Genomic DNA, 19009 nt, shown 5'->3' with positions numbered 1-19009 from the left:
TGGGTTTAGTCGATTAAAATTGGCAAATAAATATGAACTACTACACCTGTTTGTTGTGGGGTATCTGCCTTGTTTACAACCTCAAAATGGGCTCTTTTTTGTGTGCTATTATAGTGTAAGTCTAAACGCTCTTGTGTGATTGTTTGGGATAGCGACTTCTTAGTTTGCGACTTTTGATTTGGGGTATTCAGCCCTTTTCCGTTGTCTGTTATACAAATGTGTATGTGCTGATTTTCCTGTGTTATTTCCATCGACAGTTTTCCTGCATAGTCAATATGGGCAAACCCGTGTTCAATGGCATTTTCAACGAATGGCTGTAATAGCATAGGCGGAATTTCAATATTATCTGTGAGGATATCGTGGCAATTTATAGTGTACTCAAACTTGTTAGCATAACGCATTTGTTGTAGTTTGACGTAATTGCTAATGGTGGTTAATTCTTCTTTTAAGGTGATAAACTCACAGCGATTGTGTTCTAAGATATTGCGCATTAGGGTTGAAAAGGCAAGCAGGTATTCATTGGCTTGTCGCTTTTGGTCATTGACAATTAACCCTTGTAAATTGGCAATGGAATTGTAAATGAAGTGTGGATTTAACTGCAATTGGAGTGCGCGTTGTTCTACTTGCATTTTCTTGTTTTCCGTTTCTAATCGCTGGTTTCGCTCTTTTAACAAGCGTTGGCGATAGCGGATTTGCATATATAAAAACGCAAAGACAATAAGGAGTCCGAATGCCGTAAACATACGCCATTGCTGCTTGATCACTTTTTGGTTTAAGTCGTTATTCGTTTTTAATAAGGCTATTTCTGAGTCTTTTTTCTCGGTTTCGTACTTGGTTTGCAACTCGGCTATAAAGTCTGCTTTTATCTTTTCTTGGTTTGCTGTTTCTACTTTATAGCAAGAGTCTAAGGCTATTAATGCGTTTTTATAGTCGCCTTTTATCTTGTATGTGTTGCTTAATCCGCTGTAGATAATTCCTTTTTCTTGTCCTTTGTTACGAGTGTCTGCCCAGTGTAATCCCTCTTTGTAATAGGTTAAAGCCGAATCTACTAAGTTGTTTTTGATGAAACTGGTAGCCAGGTTATTGAACGAGGCAACGGTTAGTGCGTCGAGCTTTTTCAATTGGTTAAAACTCTCCTGACTACTTGCTAATGCTTGTGGGTAGTCCTTTTTTATGTTGTAGTAAAAGGTTTCTAAATCGTAATAACGCGCTGTGGCAAACGGGTCTTGTGTTTGTGCTAACAAGCGTTTGAACTCGTCTCTTAAATGGTCTACTTTATCTTCGTTTCCGGATGTAATTGCCAAGAGTAACGATATTTCGTAATAGCGTTGTTGAACGACTACTGTCTTGTTTAATGGGTGGTTTTCAAAGTGTAAGGTTGCGTATTCTAAGGCTTTTGCAGGGTTTCTGTTTTTGAAATATGCTTGTGCCAAAGCGTCGTAAAAGCGAAAAGTAATACTGCTGTTTGCCTTTTCTGCTTCACTTGTTTTTAGCAATAATTCCTCCATCAACGCCGCGTCAACAATGGCGTTGCTGTTTAATGCCGAGTATAGAATATACAGTTCTTTAAGGTGGGTTACTTCTGCTTGTTGCGCTGCTGTTTGCATCGCTGTGAAGTGTTGCTGTGCCTCATCAAATGCTTTGTTTTGATACGCTTCTAATCCGCTTATATAGTGATAAAAGGGATTCTTTTCTTTGTTGGCAACAGCAGTAAATTGGTCTTTTTCTTGTTGTACTATTTCCTTCTTCTCCTCAACACTAAGGGTATCCATGGATAGAAGCATCGCCAAGTAATCCGCCGTTGTACGGGTGTAATTTTCTTTATTGTTAAGAGCGGTTTCTTCGTTGTTAAGTTGTTCCTTACACGAAGTAAAAAAACACAAAATTAAGAGTAAAAATAGGGTAAACTGCCGATTGACCATAGTTTGCTTTGCTTTTTTAAGAGCGTCAAAGCTACGTATTCATAAAGATTTATTAAAATTTATTTGATTGGGAAACGTGATACGTGATACGTGATGCGTGATACGGCATTGTGGATATGTGTAACGTATAATTTTCGGTACAGACGCGATACTTCGCGTTTCCACAATGCATATTTTTTGAAAGCTTTGCTTTCAACCTTTCTTTTTCGAAACACTACGCTTTTCTGTTTTCTTCTCTTTTCATTTTTTTCTTGATAAAAAAACGAAACAAAAAAATCAAGGCTCTATTTCTTTAGCGGTCAAACTTGCATTTGACACCTAAATGAAAAAATACGAGCTCCACTGCGTTACGCCATTTTTCATTTTGCGGTGTCTGCATGCTGTTTGACACTCGCTAAATAAATAAGGCCGCCCAAACGCTCCGTCTGAACTGTGATGTATTTGTACATTGATGATATTCCATCATTTTACGCATCGGTTGATATTTGATATGATGTACATTAATGATATTCTCGTTGTGTGTTGTTTATCAGTATGTTTCAAACACCAAGTATATCGGTACAGACGCGATACTTCGCGTCTCCACAATGCATACAAACACATCAATAATCACGATGCATTGCGTCATCCGTAGGGGTAAACCCGCGTGTTTACCCACAATTAATTATTTATAATTAATCATATATTAAAATGTTTGGAATGGGTTGTTTATAAATAAACAACAGGGGGCGAACACATAGGTTCGCCCGTACGGAGCGCGAGACGTAATGCGTGAAACGGCATTGTGGATATGTGTAACGTATAATTTTCGGTACAGACGCGATACTTCGCGTTTCCACAATGCATAAAAAAAAGGATGAATAACAATTCACCCTTCTATAATTACCTATTTATTTCTGTAACTTTTCTAATAAATACTTGCCAATCCACTCTGGTACCTCTTCACTTGTAATGGTAACATCATCACCATTTTTCTCAACAAATACCGATATACCATCTTCCATTGAACTATCTATTATATATGCTCTATCTACACTTAAAAAAGCATCACATAATAATTCCATTGATCTATAATAACGACTAACTATCTTATCTGTATCTACATCATGTCCTCCTTTTCCAACTCTATTAGCAACACGACTAATATTAATAGATGGGTCTTGCGTCGAAATAAAATATAAATATGTTTTAAACCCTTTGGCTTTGGCTTCTTTCAAAAATTCAACTTTTGAAGGATGAGACATTACAGTTTCAAAGGAAAATGAAACATCACAATCCAACAAAATATACCTCATAAATTCAGCAATAACAGCTGCAATATAACTATTAATTGGAGCCTCAATAATCAATACGTTCTCTTTAATTCTAACTGACGACAAACTATTCAGCTGTACACGAGTGTCATTCTCAATCAAATTATTTAAAAACGACAACCACTGTTCATTACTTACTTCAGTAGGAAAAAAATTACTACAATCAATAAATCCTTTAGCCCTCAATTCTTTTTCAATTTCATCTGCATTGACATAATAACCTATTGAACACTCTTCAGCAATTCCCGTTAATAACGTTGATTTTCCAGAACCATTTGGACCTCCAAACATCCTAAAACGTTTCATATTATCGTTTTAATTTAAACGATTTCACTTCTGTTTTTACTGTTCCGAATTTCGGCTTACCTAATACTTTCTTAGTACCATCAGATCCTACTTCGATTAATTGTCCTCCTTCAACTTTTTGGTAAGACAAGCCTAATGCTTTATTAACGCGAATAGCATTTTTAGAAGCCTTTAAATGTATCGTATTAAGTTTTTCCTTATTGATTTCTTTTGTTTTCATCTTCTAATCCTTTTTACTTCTTTAAATATACAACAAAAATCATTGTTTGTCAATACATTACAATCAACACAAAATCTCTATCATTCTTCAACAAAACAAATATATTTAGATCGTATTCGCAAATTTAAGTCAACTATAGTTCAGTTATTTATACTTTCAGTGACAATGTAGCTGATCTACAGAGAACATCTTGACGGAAACCGATATGCGGGAAACGTCGTAACGAAAACCAGGAACCGATATGCGGAAAACAAAAAACGAAAACCGAAAACGGGGAACGGAAAACCGGGAACCGAAAACGTGAAACGTCATTACGAAAACCGTTACTCTCTCCTTATTTATGTCTTTCTTTCAAAATGGTTTCTATGTCTTCTAAGGTAAATCCCTTTGCTTTTAGCAAAAGTAGGTAGTGATACATCAAATCGGCGGCTTCGTTTTTAAATAAATCGGCGTTCTTATCTTTGGCTTCAATGACTACCTCAACGGCTTCTTCTCCTACTTTTTGGGCTACTTTGTTGATGCCGCGTTGATATAACTGATAGGTGTATGAACCCTCTGTTTTATTGTCAATGCGACTACTGATCACGTCTTGTAATTCGTACACAAATCCTTTGCTACTGCTTTCTGTGGTGTCAAAACACGTTTCTGTTCCTCTGTGGCAAGTGGGTCCGTCTGCTTTAACCTGAATCAACAGACAATCGCCATCGCAGTCTAACTGCATACGCTGTACCCAAAGGTAGTTCTGTGAAGTTTCTCCTTTGGTCCACAGCCTGTTTTTGGTACGACTAAAAAACGTTACTTTTCCCTCTGCAACGGTTTGGTCAAAAGCAGCCTCGTTCATATAGGCTTGCATCAACACCTTCATTGTTAATGCGTCTTGAATTACAACTGCTACTAACCCGTTTCCCTTATTAAAATCTATATTCTCTTTCATCTTACTGCTATATTTTTTGTTTTTAATGCTTGTTTTAATGCTACAATAGGCACTTGTCCGTAGTGAAAAATACTGGCTGCTAAAGCACCTGTGGCACGCGTTTGAGTAAACACATCTTCAAAGTGTTCAATAGCCCCTGCTCCACCTGATGCGATAACTGGAACATCAACAATATCGGCTACTTGACTGGTTAGTTCAAGTGCAAAACCACCTTTGGTTCCGTCGTGATTCATAGAGGTTAACAGGATTTCCCCAGCCCCACTACGCACGCCTTCTTGTGCCCAATCTAATGTTTGTTTATCCGTTTTCTCACGGCCTCCTTTGCTATACACCCACCACACACCATCTTCTTGCTTGGTGTCAATGGCCAATACCACACATTGGTTGCCAAACTCCTGTGCCAACTCGCTCAGCAACTCCACACGGCGGATAGCGGCAGAGTTTACACTCACCTTATCAGCACCAGCGCGAATGAGTTCCCTCGCTTGCTCCACACTGTTGATTCCGCCACCAACTGTAAACGGAATATTGATTTCCCTTGCAATAGCGCGTACTAAATCAACTAACGTCTTTCTGTTTTCAATAGTTGCCGTAATGTCTAAAAACACCAATTCGTCTGCCCCCTCTGCTACATAGCGCTTTGCCAACGCAATCGGATCACCTGCTTGTTTGATGTTTTCAAAGTTTACACCCTTTACTACTTGTCCGTTTTGAATGTCCAAACACGGTATTATTCTCTTTTTTAGCATAACTCACTCAACTGTTTTAACGTGATCGTTCCTTCATAAATCGCCTTGCCAATAATAGCGCCCTCACACCCCATTTCTCTCAACCTCAACACATCGGCTATGGTTGTGATACCACCACTCGCAATTAAATCAACACCTGTTTTACTCATAATCTCATTGTATAGTTCAAAAGCAGGCCCACTCAGCATTCCGTCTTTGTCAATATCGGTTACGATGGTCGTACTCACGCCTTGTTCCATGTACTCGCTAATGAAATCCACCACATCAACCTTACTGCCTTTAAGCCAACCTTGAGTCATAATTTGTCGATCTTTACAATCGGCTCCTAAGATAATTTTGTCGCTGCCGTATTCTTTCAACCAGCTGTAAAACATCAGCGGATTATTTAAGGCTACACTACCCACAGTTATCTGATTAGCCCCTGATTCAAAGGCAATCTTCACATCATCTTCAGTTTTGATTCCCCCTCCAAAGTCCACAATCAACTTAGTTTGTGTAGCAATCGCCTCTATTAATCCCGCTATCTGTACTTTGTTTGACTTAGCCCCATTTAGGTCCACCAAGTGTAAGTATTGAATACCATTATCTTCAAAGCGTTTCGCCATTTCAACAGGGTCGTCTGCATATATTTTTTTAGTGTCGTAATCTCCTTTGCTCAAGCGAACACATTTTCCGTCTATTACGTCTATTGCTGGTATAATTCTCATAATTCTAAAAAGTTTTTTAATAATTGGTTTCCAATAGTTGCCGATTTCTCAGGGTGAAACTGCACAGCGTAAAAGTTGTCTTTTTGCAAAGCCGCTGAAAAAGGCAGAATATAGTTTGTTGTAGCTACAGTATTTTCATTCACCTCAGCACAATAACTGTGTACAAAGTAAAAATCGGCTCCCTCTTGTATGCCTTGAAACAACTGGCCTTGTAGGGTATTGCAATCGTTCCAACCCATATGTGGCACAATATCTGTACTTGGAAACAAACGCACCTTGTTGTCAAAAACACCAATGCCCTGCGTATTGCCTTCCTCTGTAAATTGGCACAACAACTGCATTCCTAAGCAAATACCTAAAACGGGTTGTTTCAACTGCTTAATCACCTCGTCTAACTGGCGTTCTTTTAAATACGCCATCGCCGATGACGCCTCACCTACACCGGGAAAAATAACTTTATCAGCAGCGTTTAATTCATTGATATCATCCGTAACAATAGTCTGATATCCCAACCGCTGTACGGCATTCTCAACCGACTGTATATTTCCCGCATTATACTTTAAAATCGCTATCATAAGATTCCTTTTGTACTTGGTATTTCGTAATTATTCGTGCGTGATACCGCTTGTTTTATCGCTTTTGCAAAGGCTTTAAACACCGCCTCTATCTTGTGGTGCTCATTCGTTCCCTCACATTTGATGTTTAGGTTACACTGTGCGGCATCACTAAACGATTTGAAAAAGTGGTAAAACATTTCTGTTGGTACATCCCCTATTTTCTCACGGGTAAACGCCACGTCCCACACGATCCAAGGTCGCCCTCCAAAGTCAATAGCCACCTGTGCTAAGCAATCGTCCATCGGTAGTAAAAAGCCATATCTCTCAATTCCCTTTTTATTGCCCAAGGCTTGTTTGAACGCCTCTCCCAACGCCAATGCCGTGTCCTCCATTGTGTGGTGTTCATCAATTTGCAAATCGCCTTTCACCTTCACCTGTAACCCTACTTCCCCGTGTTTGCTGATTTGTTCTAACATATGATCAAAAAACGGTAAGCCTGTGTCAAACTGTGATTCCTTATTACTATCCAGGTTCACCTGCACTTTAATATCGGTTTCTTTGGTAGTACGAACCACCGTTGCTGTGCGTGGTTTAGCTTTTAAAAACTGGTAGATGTCGTTCCAACTCATCGTTGTTAACGCTGCTTCTGTATTGTTGTCCTCCTGAATCAAAATAGCCTGTGCCCCAAGGTTTTTAGCCAGTTGAACATCTGTTAGCCTATCGCCAATAACGAAGGAATTTGCCAAGTCGTAGTTGCCATACACGTACTTGCCCAACATACCAATACCAGGTTTACGCGTTGGTTTGTTCTCTTGTTCAAACGACTCATCAATGTAGATATCCACAAAGTTGATTCCCTCTCCTTGCAATACCGCCAACATCTTGTTTTGAGCAGGCCAAAAGGTTTCTGTTGGAAACGACGCTGTACCCAGTCCGTCTTGATTACTCACCATTACCAATTCGTAGTCTAATTCCTTGGCGATGCGCGCTAAATTGGTGATTACCTGAGGTAGGAACTCCAACTTCTCTAAGCTGTCGATTTGAAAGTCAGCTGGTTCGTTGATGATTGTTCCATCTCTATCAATAAATAATACTTTCTTTTTCATTGTCTATTTGTTTTAAAGTGTTGATTAATTGGGTGTTTTCCGTTGGTGTACCGATTGATATACGCAGTGTATTAGGCACGACACTATGGCGATTGCGCACAATAATTTGCTTGTCTATCAATTGGCTGTACACCGCGTTGGCATTGGTTACCTCCACTAAAATAAAGTTGGCATCTGAGGGATAAATGCGCTTGGTCATTGCCATTGCGTTAAGTTCCTCAATGACCCTTGCCTTTTCTTGGTTCAACAAAGCAATGCGTTTGTCAAAAGCTACGGTATCGCTCAACACCTTAATCGCTTCCAGTTGGTTGATTTGGCTGATGTTATAAGGCGACTTCACCTTGTTGAAATACTGCAATACCTCTTGATTCATCACCGCCATACCAATTCGCAAACCAGCCATTCCCCATCCTTTTGACAAGGTTTGTAGAATGATTAAGTTAGGATAATCACCCAAACGCTGTGTCCACGATACGCTATTGCTGAAGTCGATATACGCCTCATCAACAATAACTATCCCTTTGAAATTAGCCAATATCCACTCGATTGTTTCCGTTGCAATTACATTTCCGGTTGGATTGTTAGGCGAACAGATAAACATTAGCTTGATGCTGTTGTCTTTCAAATACGGGGTTAGACTTGCCTTGTCAATCTGAAACAAATCGTTCAACGGCAAGGTATATAAGTCCACATTGTTGATATTGGCATAGACCTCATACATTCCGTATGTAGGCGTAAATGCCAATGCCTTGTCTTGTTTCGGTTCACAAAAAATGCGGTAAGCCAAGTCAATCGCCTCATCACTTCCATTTCCCAAAAACAAGTTGGCCGCGTCTATGTTTTTAATATCAGCAATTACCTGTTTCAACTCCTTTTGATACGGGTCTGGGTATCGGTTGGTCAAACCGAAAGGATTTTCATTAGCGTCTAAAAAGACACCCTCATTCCCCTTATATTCATCTCGCGCACTTGTATAAGGCACTAAACTCTGTATATTTTGTCGCACTAAAGCGGTGATATTACTGTTCATTGTTCAACTTTTTTAAGCGAATGGTAACGGCATTTTTGTGAGCGACCAACTGCTCTGCTGCTGCCATAATTTCAATAGTTGGTCCGAGTTGTTGGATTCCGGCTGCGGTGATGGTTTGAAAAGTAATTTTCTTGACAAAACTATCTAAAGACACACCACTGTAACTTGTTGCATACCCGTTTGTTGGCAAGGTGTGATTGGTACCACTGGCGTAATCTCCGGCACTCTCACAAGCGTATTTCCCTAAGAATACAGAGCCTGCATTGACAATCGCATCAGTGTATTGTTCGAAGTTGTCCACTGCCAATATCAAGTGCTCAGGCGCATAGACATTGCTCAGTTCGATACACTCATCTATGTTGTTTAACTGAATTACCAGGCTATTGCTCAGGGTTTGCTCTACTAAATCACGTCTTGGCAATTCCTTTGTTTGCGCCACAATTGCTTGTTGTACTTTGTTTAATATTGCTTCGTTATCACTGACTAAAACAACTTGACTATCCGTACCGTGTTCTGCTTGAGATAACAAGTCTGCTGCTACGAAATCGGCATCAGCATTTTTGTCGGCAATGACTAACACCTCACTTGGACCAGCCGGCATATCGATTGCCGTTCCTTGACTTGACACCAACTCTTTTGCTTTGGTTACAAATTGATTACCCGGTCCAAAAATCTTATACACCTTAGGTACGGTTTCTGTTCCGTAAGCTAAAGCGGCGATAGCTTGTGCTCCTCCTATTTTGTATATTTCGGTAATGCCTAAGAACGATGCGGTGTATAGAATAACTGGATTGACTACGCCGTCTGCGTTACACGGTGTACACAACACAATTTGCTTGCAACCTGCTATTTGCGCGGGGATTCCCAACATCAGTAAGGTTGAAAACAAAGGAGCCGTTCCTCCAGGAATGTATAATCCCACTTTTTCTATCGGTTTGCTCTTTCTCCAACAGCTTACCCCGGGACTCGTTTCTACTACTGCTTCTTGTGTTTGTTGTGATTCGTGAAACTTCTTGATATTGGTATAGGCTACTTTTATCGCTGCTTTCAACTGTTCATCTACCTGACCGATAGCGTTACACAACTCTTGATTGCTCACTTTTAGGTTGTCAAGACTTGCCTTGTCGTACTTCTCTATTAATTGGTAAACTGCCTTATCGCCTTGTGTGCGTACTTGTTGTAATATATCGGCTACCTTATCCGTTAGGTTTTCTGCTTGAATGCTTGGTCGTTTACAAAGCGTTGTCCATTGTTCACGTGGGGGAAATTGTACTGTTTTCATTTGTAATTCTGTTGGTTGGCTTAAAAAATCATCTTTTCAATTGGAGCGACAAGGATACTTTCTGCTCCTGCTTTTTTGAGTTCGTCTATGATATCCCAAAACTTGTCTTCTTGGATTACAGAGTGAAGGCTACTCCACCCTTCATCTGCTAAGGGAAGTATGGTTGGACTTTTCATTCCTGGTAAGATTCTGACGATTTCATCTAACTTTTCATTAGGTGCGTTTAGCAGGATATACTTGTTTTCTTTGGCTCTCAAGACGGCTTTTATGCGGAACAACAGTTTTTGTAGTATGGCTTGTTTCTCATCTGCTAACCCCGGACTTGCAATAAGAATAGCCTGACTATCCATTACTTTCTCTACTTCTTTTAGTCCGTTTGACATTAGGGTTGACCCACTACTTACGATATCACAAATACCGTCTGCTAATCCGATGCTTGGGGCAATTTCAACACTACCTGAGATAAACTCGATGTTGGCTTGTACGTTCTTGCTTTCCAAGTATTTTTGAAGGATAATCGGATATGACGTTGCTATCTTTTTATTTTGGAAGAAGGAGATATCGTTGTATGCTGTGTTTTTAGATACAGCTAAGCTCAATCTGCAAGAAGCAAAACCAAGGTATTCTACAATATCTACGTTTTGGTTAGCCTCTAAGTAGGCATTCTCACCTACAATTCCGATATCTGCCACGTTTTGTTCAACGTATTTGGCGATATCATCATCGCGTAAAAACAAGATTTCGATTGGGAAGTTTGTACTTTCGGAGATTAGTTTTCCTCCTCCGTTTGGAATCTTAATTCCGCATTCTTTGATAAGTTCTAAGGACTTTTCGCTTAAACGACCGCTTTTTTGGATTGCAATTTTTAATTTACTCATAGTTTCAATTTTAGATGTCTGAGTAAACCAATGCAGGTGTATAGAATGCTTATAAAAACAAAAATCCCGTTTGACTTACTCAAACGGGATAATTAGATATATTGTTGTTTAAATTTACATCATAACATTATCTGCTCGCGTGAGTGCAAGTTAAATGATGATGATGATGTAATTTATTTGTAAACATTTTTTCTGTTTTGTATGATTCAAAAGTAGTGTTTTTTTTAATTACACAAACTTTTTTTATGTTTTTTTTGAAAAAAAGGTGTTTTTTATTCAATGCAACGTAATGAAAAGCAAGGATATACAGACCATTATACAAGGGTTAGAGGTTAGATGTGATATGTGATTTACATTGTGTCGTATGCCGTGCGGGCGAATAATAATTCGATTACTATGACAAAACCAATTAAAAATTAGAAATAATTATTGTTGTTTTTTGAGAATATTTTAATAAAACAAAGCATACAAATCCCTAAGGGTAACTTGTGGTTATCCTTGTTTTTATATTATATGTAAAATTAAATTATGCTATTAATCTAATTTCATAAGGTCTATTATTTTTTACACAAGCACAAATACGATGTATAAGTTTATTTCTAACATTGTTCAATACAAGCATTTTACTTTTACCTTCAGCTACTTTCTTATCATAATATTGTTTCATCTCAATATCATTTTTAGAACTAGATAGAGCACATAAATGCAATAGTTTTTTAAGCTTTTTATTTGCCATAAAATGAACCTTTGCTCTACCACGAACACTTTTACCTGATGTATATTCAAAAGGAACTACACCACAATAAGAGGCTAATTGTCTTGGGTTTTCATAGGTTGTACAAGCATTTGTAAAACAGATTAAAAACAAAGCCGTTACTCTTCCAACTCCAGGAACAGAAGTGATATGATTATATAATACCTGAAGTTCTTGATTCTCTTTAATTAAATCATCTATCTGATTTTCAATAGCTTTTAAAGCTACCTCTTCTGATCTTATGATTGCTTTAATATTCTTTGATAATACATTATAAACTTCTATATCATACACTTTCAATTCATTTGTTCTAACTTGTAAAGCCGTTTTATGAGATAAAATCATTTCTCGTTGCCCTAATAACCCTTGTATTTTATCTAAAACCTTATCCGATGCTTTAAATATTTTTGCATCTTCTTGATTTTTCTTGGCATAAAGAGCTATTCTCTCAGAATCAATTTTATCATTTTTTCCTCGTTGAATTCCACTACTACGAATAATACGATATGACATCTCAACCCAGACATAAAACGATTTATTTATCAAAATATCTAGTATTATCTTATTATAAATACCAGTATATTCCATACAAATTAGAGTAACATCCATAGAACATTTTTCTTGCCTTACCCATTTCAAAAACTGAGTAATTCCCTTTTTTGTATTACTAAATTGATTGTGTGAAGATTGTTTTGATTCACCTAAAATCGTTGCATCGAAATACTCTTTTGAAATATCTATTCCAATAAAATGCTTAAATTTGTTCATAATAAAAATTATTTATAACAACCACTTACTAAAGTATTATCTAAACCTTGATACTAGACCCGAACGTCTTAATTACTAATTTGATACTTCTTAGTATAACCAACAAAGTCCTAATCGAATTATAAGCCTTGATGCTTTGCCCCTACGATGGTACACTTTGTTGGTTTGGTTGTTTATTTATTCTACTTCTCTCGTATATATAAATTTATCATTTTTTTATTAAGCAAATCTAAAGGCCCCTACCTCGGTTATCGATTGACATTATCTTTTCAATAGATCAATACATCACACGGGCACGGACAAAACCTATGTGGTAGTCCATTGCTATTTATTTGTAAATAAAGTAGCGTATTACATTAATACATATTAAAACTTTTGTTGTTGATCTGTAATCCCTATAAACTATGCGTCAAATACAGGCATACCATTGTATAAAAAGCTCTAATTCAATGAATAGCAATGCATTTATTTTACTGATATATGAAAAAATATATTTATTTTTGTATTATAAAAATTCTAAAGATGGCTAAACCTATTAAAATTACACCCGTACTTAGAGGTAAAGATGCTATTGTTTTTTTAAATAAAGTAAATGATATAAAGCACTCAACTTCATCAAAATCGAAGCTTAAAGCTATTCGTGAAGATTCAAATGCGTTAAAATCAATATTTAAAAAATAAATATTGTGACTCCTATAGAATTCAACCAATTATCCTTTAAACTATTAGACATCAATCATATATTAAAACCTTTTGATTGTGGAGACGATGATTTGAATGAATTTCTTTTTCAAAAAGCAAAAAAATATAAACAGGAATATCTTGCAACTACTTTTATTATAGAAAGCCCTACAAGGACAATTGCTTACTATAGTATTTTTAATGATAGCCTGAACTTCGAAGAGCAAGGCTTTGCTTCAAAAAGTGCATTTAAACGTTTCTTAAAAGATTTAGTAACGCACCCTAAAAGACACTTAAAGTCTTTTCCTGCTTTAAAAATTGGTCGATTAGGAATTGACAATACGTTTAAAGGGAAAGGAATTGGTAAAATGTTAGTTCATAACATAATTAATGAAGCATTAGAACTAAACAACAAACAAGCTTGCAAATTAATTACAGTTGATGCCTATACGCAATCCTTAAACTTTTACACTTCCTTAGGCTTTGAGTTTTTAACAGATAGAGACGTTAATAATGACACAAGACAGATGTTTTTCAACTTATCTACTCTATCTGATTTATAATACACTATCAACGCATCAATTAGAAATCCAAAAACAACACATTACCCTAAAAATCGCCTCTATTATATCACATCCAACTCTTCTCTGCTGTTTCTACTTTATATAGCATTAGATCGCGTAGTTTTTTCAATTCATTGTACTTTGAAGTACTGAACCGCAAGGGTCCTCCAGCTGTGTGTAAGGTTAAACTACCAACATTAGCTGATTGTTGCCACCACAATTGAGATAGGGTTATTTTCTGTATTTTATGGGGTTCTAAGTACGTGTGTTTGATGTCCCAAACGCCTGTTCGCAAAACAATAAAACTGTCATTAACAAATAGTCGCCCTACCTTGTACATTCGAAATAGTATAGCAAAAACAACGATACTGTACCCTAATGCAAGGCTAATAAACTTTTGGAAAGGTAATTGTCCGTAATACATAAACGCGAAAATAGCCAAGGGTAAACCTATAAACATAAACGCTCTAAAGCCTAAGAAACGGTAGTTGTATTTCAATGAGAATGTACTTTTCTCTGCCTGTTTGTTGTAAATAATATCAAAAAACGCTGCTTTCTCTACAGCAGAACAACCTGGTATTTCTAATCCTGTTTTGTTGTTTTCTCCTTCTACTCCGGCAACCTGAATAATCTTTAAACTGGTGATATCCCACAGTTTTTGGAAGTAATTCTGTACTAAAACAACCTTTTGAACGCGATTAGGACGAATAATCGTATTTCTTGTTGACACCAATCCGTGTGATAAAACCAACGTATTATTAGTTGTTGTAATCTTGAAATCCCAAAACTTCATCAAGGTTCTAAACACATTAACAACCAATACCAACAGAATGATAAACGCAACAATATACAGTCCGTAAACAGCGGAAAAACCATTGCTTACATACTCATTCACACTTTCTTCATCTAAGTATTCTTCATATACTTTCTTGCCAACAAAAGAGTCTAAAAACATATTGACAAATACGAAGATAAGTCCCGCCGTATATAGATAGTTAGTTGTTAACCCCACTTTTAAAAGGGTTCCAACGCCTATTTCTTTTGTGTTTTGAGCTGTAGAAACAGTTGCACCTTCATCAATATTCGTTGCCTGTTGTTCCTTTTGATATTCTAACAATATCTTTTTTAAGTTATTTGCATCAGCCCACGCCATTGACGGAATTACAGCTTCTTTGTCTTTACTACCTGCTGAGTCAATCTCAACGGCGTAAACATTTACAATGCGATTGATGAAACTCTGATTGAGGTTTACTTGCTGAATTTTATCTAATTGGATGGTGATTTTAGACTTGTTGAACACTCCTTTTTCAATGACAAATGCGTCTATCTTTTCATCGATGTAAAACGTGAACTTGCGGTAACTGAAATAAGAAAATACAAGCATTAGTACAACGATTAACGCTACTGCCCCACCTATTGAGAAACTAAATGAAATACTGCCTTTAATGAAGTAAATCACAATTAAGGGTGCAAATGCCCTACCTAAACGTTGTAACGTGTTTAGGAAATTGGCAACTATACCAATTGCCGCTTGTCTTGTTGGTTGGTAAAAGTTGTTATGCATTGTGTGAGGTATTCTTGTGAGACAATGGTTCTTCAGTACAACAAGTATGCTCTGCTGCGTTGTGCTCACAAGCATCGTGTGCTCCCTCTTTACAACAAGTATGGGCTGTTGTGTTGTGATCACAAGCATCGTGTGCTCCCTCTTTACAACAAGTATGCTCTACTGCGTTGTGATCACAAGCATCGTGTGCTCCCTCTTTGCAACAAGTACACTCTGTTGTGTTGTGCTCACAAACATCGTGTGCTCCCTCTTTACAACAAGTATGCTCTACTGTGTTGTGTTCACAAGCATCGTGTGCTCCCTCTTTACAACAAGTATGCGCTGTTGTGTTGTGATCACAAGCATCGTGTGCTCCCTCTTTACAACAAGTGTGCTCTGCTGTGTTGTGTTCACAAGCATCGTGTGCTCCCTCTTTGCAACAAGTATGTTCTGAAGTCCCGTGTTCTCTTGATTTCTCAGTCTTATTCTCTTGGTTGATATTCTGGATAACATACGCTTTTAATCGGTCCCCTTCTTCTTTAGACAACCCCGGAATCTTTAGGTCGCCCATAGCACCACCAGCTGTAAAAAACTCCACTGTACACAGGTCAAACACGCGCAATAACGCACCTTCATATATACCTACGTGTTGCACTCTATTAAATGGAATAACCGTTTCAGTACGATTGATTAGTCCACTTTTATAAATAATATCTCTTTCTCTAATTGCGTATCCTTTCTTCTTAAACCCCAATAAGTTAACGACTACAATTAGCAACGACAATATACTCGTAAAAGCAATTGCTGCAACTTGTAGTCCCATTGGCACTTGTAGTTCTGGAATAAAATCGTGAGCAAATATGGGTGTACATCCTATAGCAGTTAAAACAAGTACTATTATCGTCAAACGGATAAGAATTACGTTGCCATATCTTGAATTTAGGGGAGTAAACTTGATTGCGTCAAGATTAGGTAATCCGTTGACATTTATTTGATTATTAGAAAAGGTATCGTTCATAGCCTTGATATTCTTGTGTTTTGTTGTTAAAGATATAGGATTATTCTTTTGTTGTAAAGAAAAAAGGGCATTAGCCTGATGATATCTTGCTTATGGCACTTAAAACCAAAGCTCTTACTGTAAAAAAGTAAACAAGAAAAGCCAATAAAATTAGTTGACGTATGCACACAAAAAATCCCTTTAAGTATCATATCTACATACAAAAAGGGATTCTTAATCAATAAAAAAATAAATAGCTAAAATAATCTTACATAGCGGACTGTCAAATAACTCCGATATAATATGATTTTTCTTTGTTGTCTTTAGCTCCCACAAAAGTTAGGGTGTAATATTTACCTTTTTCAAACTTAACGTTCTCTCTGGTAGCTAATACATTGCCACTTTTGTCAACTATAGAAACCTTATAGGCATTGGGTTCAACCCCATTAAATATCTGACTTTTACTTGCAGTAAGCTTACTATCTTGTATTCTGTTTGCAAATACATCTGCCGCAACCTTGCCGTCAAACTGCACGGAAACTTCTACATTATCTGAACTCAAGTTAAAAAAGCGTACACCTGCATTTGGGTTTTCAACACCTTCTTCTTGAGGCATTCCCTCATCTGAAGTAATAAAGTGACTCACCGTTTCTGATGAAGTACCAGCTATAAAAGAAGTATAAGCTTTTCCGCTTTCAACTTGAATAACTTCATTAACCAGTGGTTTAGGGTTTGCGTTATCAATAATTGTTAAAGCACGATTGCCGCTCCACAAGTTTGCATAGCCAAACGTACGGTATATCAAAGGTTGATATGGTGTTTGAATACTTCGATTGTCAACGATATAACGCACTTGGTTATTCCCTTCATACGCATTAACCATTGTAAATGCAGCAGCATATTCGATTGGATATCCATTATAATCATCATCATTACTACAACTACCACTTACAACAAGTAATAAAATAGCAGATAACAGAGTGAGTACTTTCTTCATAATTTAGTTTGTTAGTTTTAATTTCAATTTACAAAAACTGTGCACTTTTTATCTTTTACCTCAAAAAAAGTGATTTATTTTAAAAAATAAAATAACGAAGCCTCTCTTTCAACACCTAATTTACAAGCATAAAAAAAAGTTGATGATTACTCACCAACTTTCTCAACACAAATATATAAATACAAAAATCCAAAAGAATATAGGTAATATACCTATCCAATTTCTATACTGTAAACAGTATTTACTTACTTAATTTTTTACTTGCATAAAGCAGTAATGACTGTATATAATCCCCATCAAAGTCGATACTATACACATTTAAAATATTAAACTCTTCGATCTCCTCTTGCCACTCTCCATTGTCTGCTAACTCTTCAAAAGCAAAGTATTCAAGATCTTCACTTTCCATAAATTTTCCAATATAACAATCATTTACATCTTTAAACTCGATTCCAAAAGCACCATATTTCCTATCAATATCCTCCAATGTATCAAAAATATTTTCTTTTAAATTAATCGGTTTACTGTAAAAGTCAACGAGTTTCGCTTTTAATACTTCTTCTATAAATAGAATATTCTCATCACGTTCAACTGTTGTAATTTTATCAATTCTTATTAGCTGATAACCATCTATGATATAATCTACAGGATTAGACTTAATCAAAAGCCATTCTTCATTATAGGCCAATACAATACCTATGATGATTTGCTTTCCTCTACCTTTCAGGCCAATACCGACTAATTTATTTAAGTAATCTCTAATCATTGTGACATCGTTTACGAGTTAAATAATAAACTTCACTTAATAATATAGTTATCTACTTCTTGTACCAAACAATTAACACTATATCATATTTTACTAAATTTAAACATAAAAACACACAATTAGTCCTTTTTAGTATGTTTTTTTTAAATACATTATTACAAAACGTAATATTCTATTAATCAGATGACTAAATCATTATTCTAAAAAAGTATAACAGCTATTTTAGAAAATAATTTCATAAACCACGATTAATCATCAATAAAAAATGCGTATAACTGAATAATAATGACAAACAAATAGTGAACTATTAAAACTGTTCAATCGTTCTGAAAGTCAAATTTATACGGGGAGTTTTAACCATTTTAGTCGGAGGTAAACGATGTAACCAATTAGTTTGTGTTGTCCCTTTCATCACTAATAAGCTACCGTGCTCTAAAATAACTTCAATCTTATTTTTAGTTTCTTTATGCTTGAATGCAAACTTGCGAATAGCACCAAAACTCAAAGAAGCAATTGCCCCATTCTTTTTCATATCTTTTTCTCCATCACTATGCCATGCCATCCCCTCTTCTCCATTGTGATATAAATTTAGCAAACACGAATTATATGTTTCTCCCGTCTTTTCCTCCACTATTTTCTTTAATGCCAATAAACCCTCTGTCCAAGGCAAGGCTGTTTTAGTGATTTGTGAATAGGTATATGAAAAAGGTACATCTCCATACCACGCTACTTTGTGCTTGGTAACTACCTTTTTACCCATAATAATTGCCTCGTCATTTTTCCAAACAATCCCATTCATCAAATGCTGAAAGTAGTCATCACTTTCACCTCTATTTATCACTACACCATAATAATTCACCTCCCCATCAAAGGGAAGTATATTAACTGGTTCGTCAGAAAAATTGCTAAACAAATCCATATAACCTCTTTTGTTAC

At 36.6% G+C, this 19009-nt stretch carries 19 protein-coding genes; 2 read left to right on the top strand and 17 right to left on the bottom strand.

The window, feature by feature from the left end; genetic code table 11:
- Window positions 1-5: 5 nt before the first annotated feature.
- From GQS07_RS09570 to GQS07_RS09515, 12 genes are all read right to left on the bottom strand, one after another.
- Complete coding sequence (locus GQS07_RS09570) at window positions 6-1772, bottom strand: histidine kinase (RefSeq protein ID WP_158210595.1); 1767 nt, start codon at window positions 1770-1772, stop codon at window positions 6-8.
- A 1040-nt stretch (window positions 1773-2812) separates the two neighbouring features.
- Window positions 2813-3541, bottom strand: a complete 729-nt coding sequence (locus tag GQS07_RS09565) for a hypothetical protein (protein WP_233269259.1) — start codon at window positions 3539-3541, stop codon at window positions 2813-2815.
- 1 nt (window position 3542) lies between these two features.
- On the bottom strand, window positions 3543-3761 hold the full coding sequence (locus tag GQS07_RS09560; protein ID WP_090406337.1) for a hypothetical protein: 219 nt from the start codon (window positions 3759-3761) through the stop codon (window positions 3543-3545).
- A 334-nt stretch (window positions 3762-4095) separates the two neighbouring features.
- On the bottom strand, window positions 4096-4695 hold the full coding sequence (hisIE, locus tag GQS07_RS09555; protein ID WP_158210594.1) for a bifunctional phosphoribosyl-AMP cyclohydrolase/phosphoribosyl-ATP diphosphatase HisIE: 600 nt from the start codon (window positions 4693-4695) through the stop codon (window positions 4096-4098).
- Window positions 4692-5444: an imidazole glycerol phosphate synthase subunit HisF gene (hisF, locus tag GQS07_RS09550; protein WP_158210593.1), complete on the bottom strand. Its 753-nt coding sequence runs from the start codon at window positions 5442-5444 to the stop codon at window positions 4692-4694. Before hisF ends, hisIE begins: the two co-directional genes overlap by 4 nt.
- A complete protein-coding gene (gene hisA / locus GQS07_RS09545; protein WP_158210592.1) occupies window positions 5438-6151 on the bottom strand; it encodes a 1-(5-phosphoribosyl)-5-[(5-phosphoribosylamino)methylideneamino]imidazole-4-carboxamide isomerase in 714 nt (237 codons plus the stop codon). Before hisA ends, hisF begins: the two co-directional genes overlap by 7 nt.
- Complete coding sequence (gene hisH / locus GQS07_RS09540) at window positions 6148-6726, bottom strand: imidazole glycerol phosphate synthase subunit HisH (RefSeq protein WP_158210591.1); 579 nt, start codon at window positions 6724-6726, stop codon at window positions 6148-6150. Before hisH ends, hisA begins: the two co-directional genes overlap by 4 nt.
- Entirely contained in the window at window positions 6723-7814 is a 1092-nt protein-coding gene (gene hisB, locus GQS07_RS09535) for a bifunctional histidinol-phosphatase/imidazoleglycerol-phosphate dehydratase HisB (RefSeq protein ID WP_158210590.1), read from the bottom strand. Before hisB ends, hisH begins: the two co-directional genes overlap by 4 nt.
- The gene (gene hisC, locus GQS07_RS09530; protein WP_158210589.1) at window positions 7789-8844 is read right to left on the bottom strand and encodes a histidinol-phosphate transaminase; all 1056 of its coding nucleotides are present in this window, start codon (window positions 8842-8844) and stop codon (window positions 7789-7791) included. The genes hisB and hisC overlap by 26 nt, the downstream gene beginning before the upstream one ends.
- Window positions 8834-10126, bottom strand: coding sequence for a histidinol dehydrogenase (gene hisD / locus GQS07_RS09525; RefSeq protein ID WP_158210588.1), 1293 nt, complete (start codon window positions 10124-10126; stop codon window positions 8834-8836). Before hisD ends, hisC begins: the two co-directional genes overlap by 11 nt.
- Window positions 10127-10146: 20 nt before the next feature.
- Window positions 10147-11004 carry an ATP phosphoribosyltransferase gene (hisG, locus tag GQS07_RS09520; protein ID WP_158210587.1) on the bottom strand — a complete coding sequence of 286 codons (858 nt, stop codon included), beginning with the start codon at window positions 11002-11004 and terminating at the stop codon, window positions 10147-10149.
- Between the two features lie 526 nt (window positions 11005-11530).
- On the bottom strand, window positions 11531-12526 hold the full coding sequence (locus GQS07_RS09515; RefSeq protein WP_158210435.1) for an IS110 family transposase: 996 nt from the start codon (window positions 12524-12526) through the stop codon (window positions 11531-11533).
- Between the two features lie 522 nt (window positions 12527-13048).
- On the opposite strand from GQS07_RS09515, the gene GQS07_RS13695 reads away from it, so the two are divergent.
- Window positions 13049-13207: a hypothetical protein gene (locus GQS07_RS13695; RefSeq protein WP_199269095.1), complete on the top strand. Its 159-nt coding sequence runs from the start codon at window positions 13049-13051 to the stop codon at window positions 13205-13207.
- Between the two features lie 5 nt (window positions 13208-13212).
- A complete protein-coding gene (locus GQS07_RS09510; RefSeq protein ID WP_158210586.1) occupies window positions 13213-13770 on the top strand; it encodes a GNAT family N-acetyltransferase in 558 nt (185 codons plus the stop codon).
- 67 nt (window positions 13771-13837) lie between these two features.
- Here the strand turns inward: GQS07_RS09510 and GQS07_RS09505 are convergent, their stop codons facing one another.
- From GQS07_RS09505 to GQS07_RS09485, 5 genes are all read right to left on the bottom strand, one after another.
- Window positions 13838-15334, bottom strand: coding sequence for a PH domain-containing protein (locus GQS07_RS09505; protein WP_158210585.1), 1497 nt, complete (start codon window positions 15332-15334; stop codon window positions 13838-13840).
- Entirely contained in the window at window positions 15327-16331 is a 1005-nt protein-coding gene (locus tag GQS07_RS09500; RefSeq protein WP_158210584.1) for a PH domain-containing protein, read from the bottom strand. Before GQS07_RS09500 ends, GQS07_RS09505 begins: the two co-directional genes overlap by 8 nt.
- 262 nt (window positions 16332-16593) lie before the next feature.
- Window positions 16594-17307 (bottom strand): DUF4397 domain-containing protein, encoded by a 714-nt coding sequence (locus tag GQS07_RS09495; protein WP_158210583.1) that lies wholly within the window; start codon window positions 17305-17307, stop codon window positions 16594-16596.
- 241 nt (window positions 17308-17548) lie between these two features.
- A complete protein-coding gene (locus GQS07_RS09490; protein ID WP_158210582.1) occupies window positions 17549-18073 on the bottom strand; it encodes a hypothetical protein in 525 nt (174 codons plus the stop codon).
- Between the two features lie 307 nt (window positions 18074-18380).
- Window positions 18381-18992, bottom strand: a complete 612-nt coding sequence (locus GQS07_RS09485) for an alpha-ketoglutarate-dependent dioxygenase AlkB family protein (protein ID WP_158210581.1) — start codon at window positions 18990-18992, stop codon at window positions 18381-18383.
- Window positions 18993-19009 lie beyond the last annotated feature (17 nt).

The sequence above is a fragment of the Myroides phaeus genome (genome assembly GCF_009799805.1).
Lineage (GTDB): Bacteria > Bacteroidota > Bacteroidia > Flavobacteriales > Flavobacteriaceae > Flavobacterium > Flavobacterium phaeum_A.
This window is presented reverse-complemented; position numbering and strand designations above follow the sequence as displayed.

Bases quoted from the DNA above. Each gene is read 5' to 3' on its own strand.
- hisIE (WP_158210594.1), bottom strand. From the start codon at position 4,695: ATGAAAGAGAATATAGATTTTAATAAGGGAAACGGGTTAGTAGCAGTT.
- hisB (WP_158210590.1), bottom strand. From the start codon at position 7,814: ATGAAAAAGAAAGTATTATTTATTGATAGAGATGGAACAATCATCAAC.
- hisH (WP_158210591.1), bottom strand. From the start codon at position 6,726: ATGATAGCGATTTTAAAGTATAATGCGGGAAATATACAGTCGGTTGAG.
- GQS07_RS09515 (WP_158210435.1), bottom strand. From the start codon at position 12,526: ATGAACAAATTTAAGCATTTTATTGGAATAGATATTTCAAAAGAGTAT.
- GQS07_RS09565 (WP_233269259.1), bottom strand. From the start codon at position 3,541: ATGAAACGTTTTAGGATGTTTGGAGGTCCAAATGGTTCTGGAAAATCA.
- GQS07_RS13695 (WP_199269095.1), top strand. From the start codon at position 13,049: ATGGCTAAACCTATTAAAATTACACCCGTACTTAGAGGTAAAGATGCT.
- GQS07_RS09570 (WP_158210595.1), bottom strand. From the start codon at position 1,772: ATGGATACCCTTAGTGTTGAGGAGAAGAAGGAAATAGTACAACAAGAA.
- GQS07_RS09560 (WP_090406337.1), bottom strand. From the start codon at position 3,761: ATGAAAACAAAAGAAATCAATAAGGAAAAACTTAATACGATACATTTA.
- hisD (WP_158210588.1), bottom strand. From the start codon at position 10,126: ATGAAAACAGTACAATTTCCCCCACGTGAACAATGGACAACGCTTTGT.
- hisF (WP_158210593.1), bottom strand. From the start codon at position 5,444: ATGCTAAAAAAGAGAATAATACCGTGTTTGGACATTCAAAACGGACAA.
- GQS07_RS09495 (WP_158210583.1), bottom strand. From the start codon at position 17,307: ATGAAGAAAGTACTCACTCTGTTATCTGCTATTTTATTACTTGTTGTA.
- GQS07_RS09505 (WP_158210585.1), bottom strand. From the start codon at position 15,334: ATGCATAACAACTTTTACCAACCAACAAGACAAGCGGCAATTGGTATA.
- hisG (WP_158210587.1), bottom strand. From the start codon at position 11,004: ATGAGTAAATTAAAAATTGCAATCCAAAAAAGCGGTCGTTTAAGCGAA.
- GQS07_RS09500 (WP_158210584.1), bottom strand. From the start codon at position 16,331: ATGAACGATACCTTTTCTAATAATCAAATAAATGTCAACGGATTACCT.
- GQS07_RS09490 (WP_158210582.1), bottom strand. From the start codon at position 18,073: ATGATTAGAGATTACTTAAATAAATTAGTCGGTATTGGCCTGAAAGGT.
- hisA (WP_158210592.1), bottom strand. From the start codon at position 6,151: ATGAGAATTATACCAGCAATAGACGTAATAGACGGAAAATGTGTTCGC.
- GQS07_RS09485 (WP_158210581.1), bottom strand. From the start codon at position 18,992: ATGGATTTGTTTAGCAATTTTTCTGACGAACCAGTTAATATACTTCCC.
- hisC (WP_158210589.1), bottom strand. From the start codon at position 8,844: ATGAACAGTAATATCACCGCTTTAGTGCGACAAAATATACAGAGTTTA.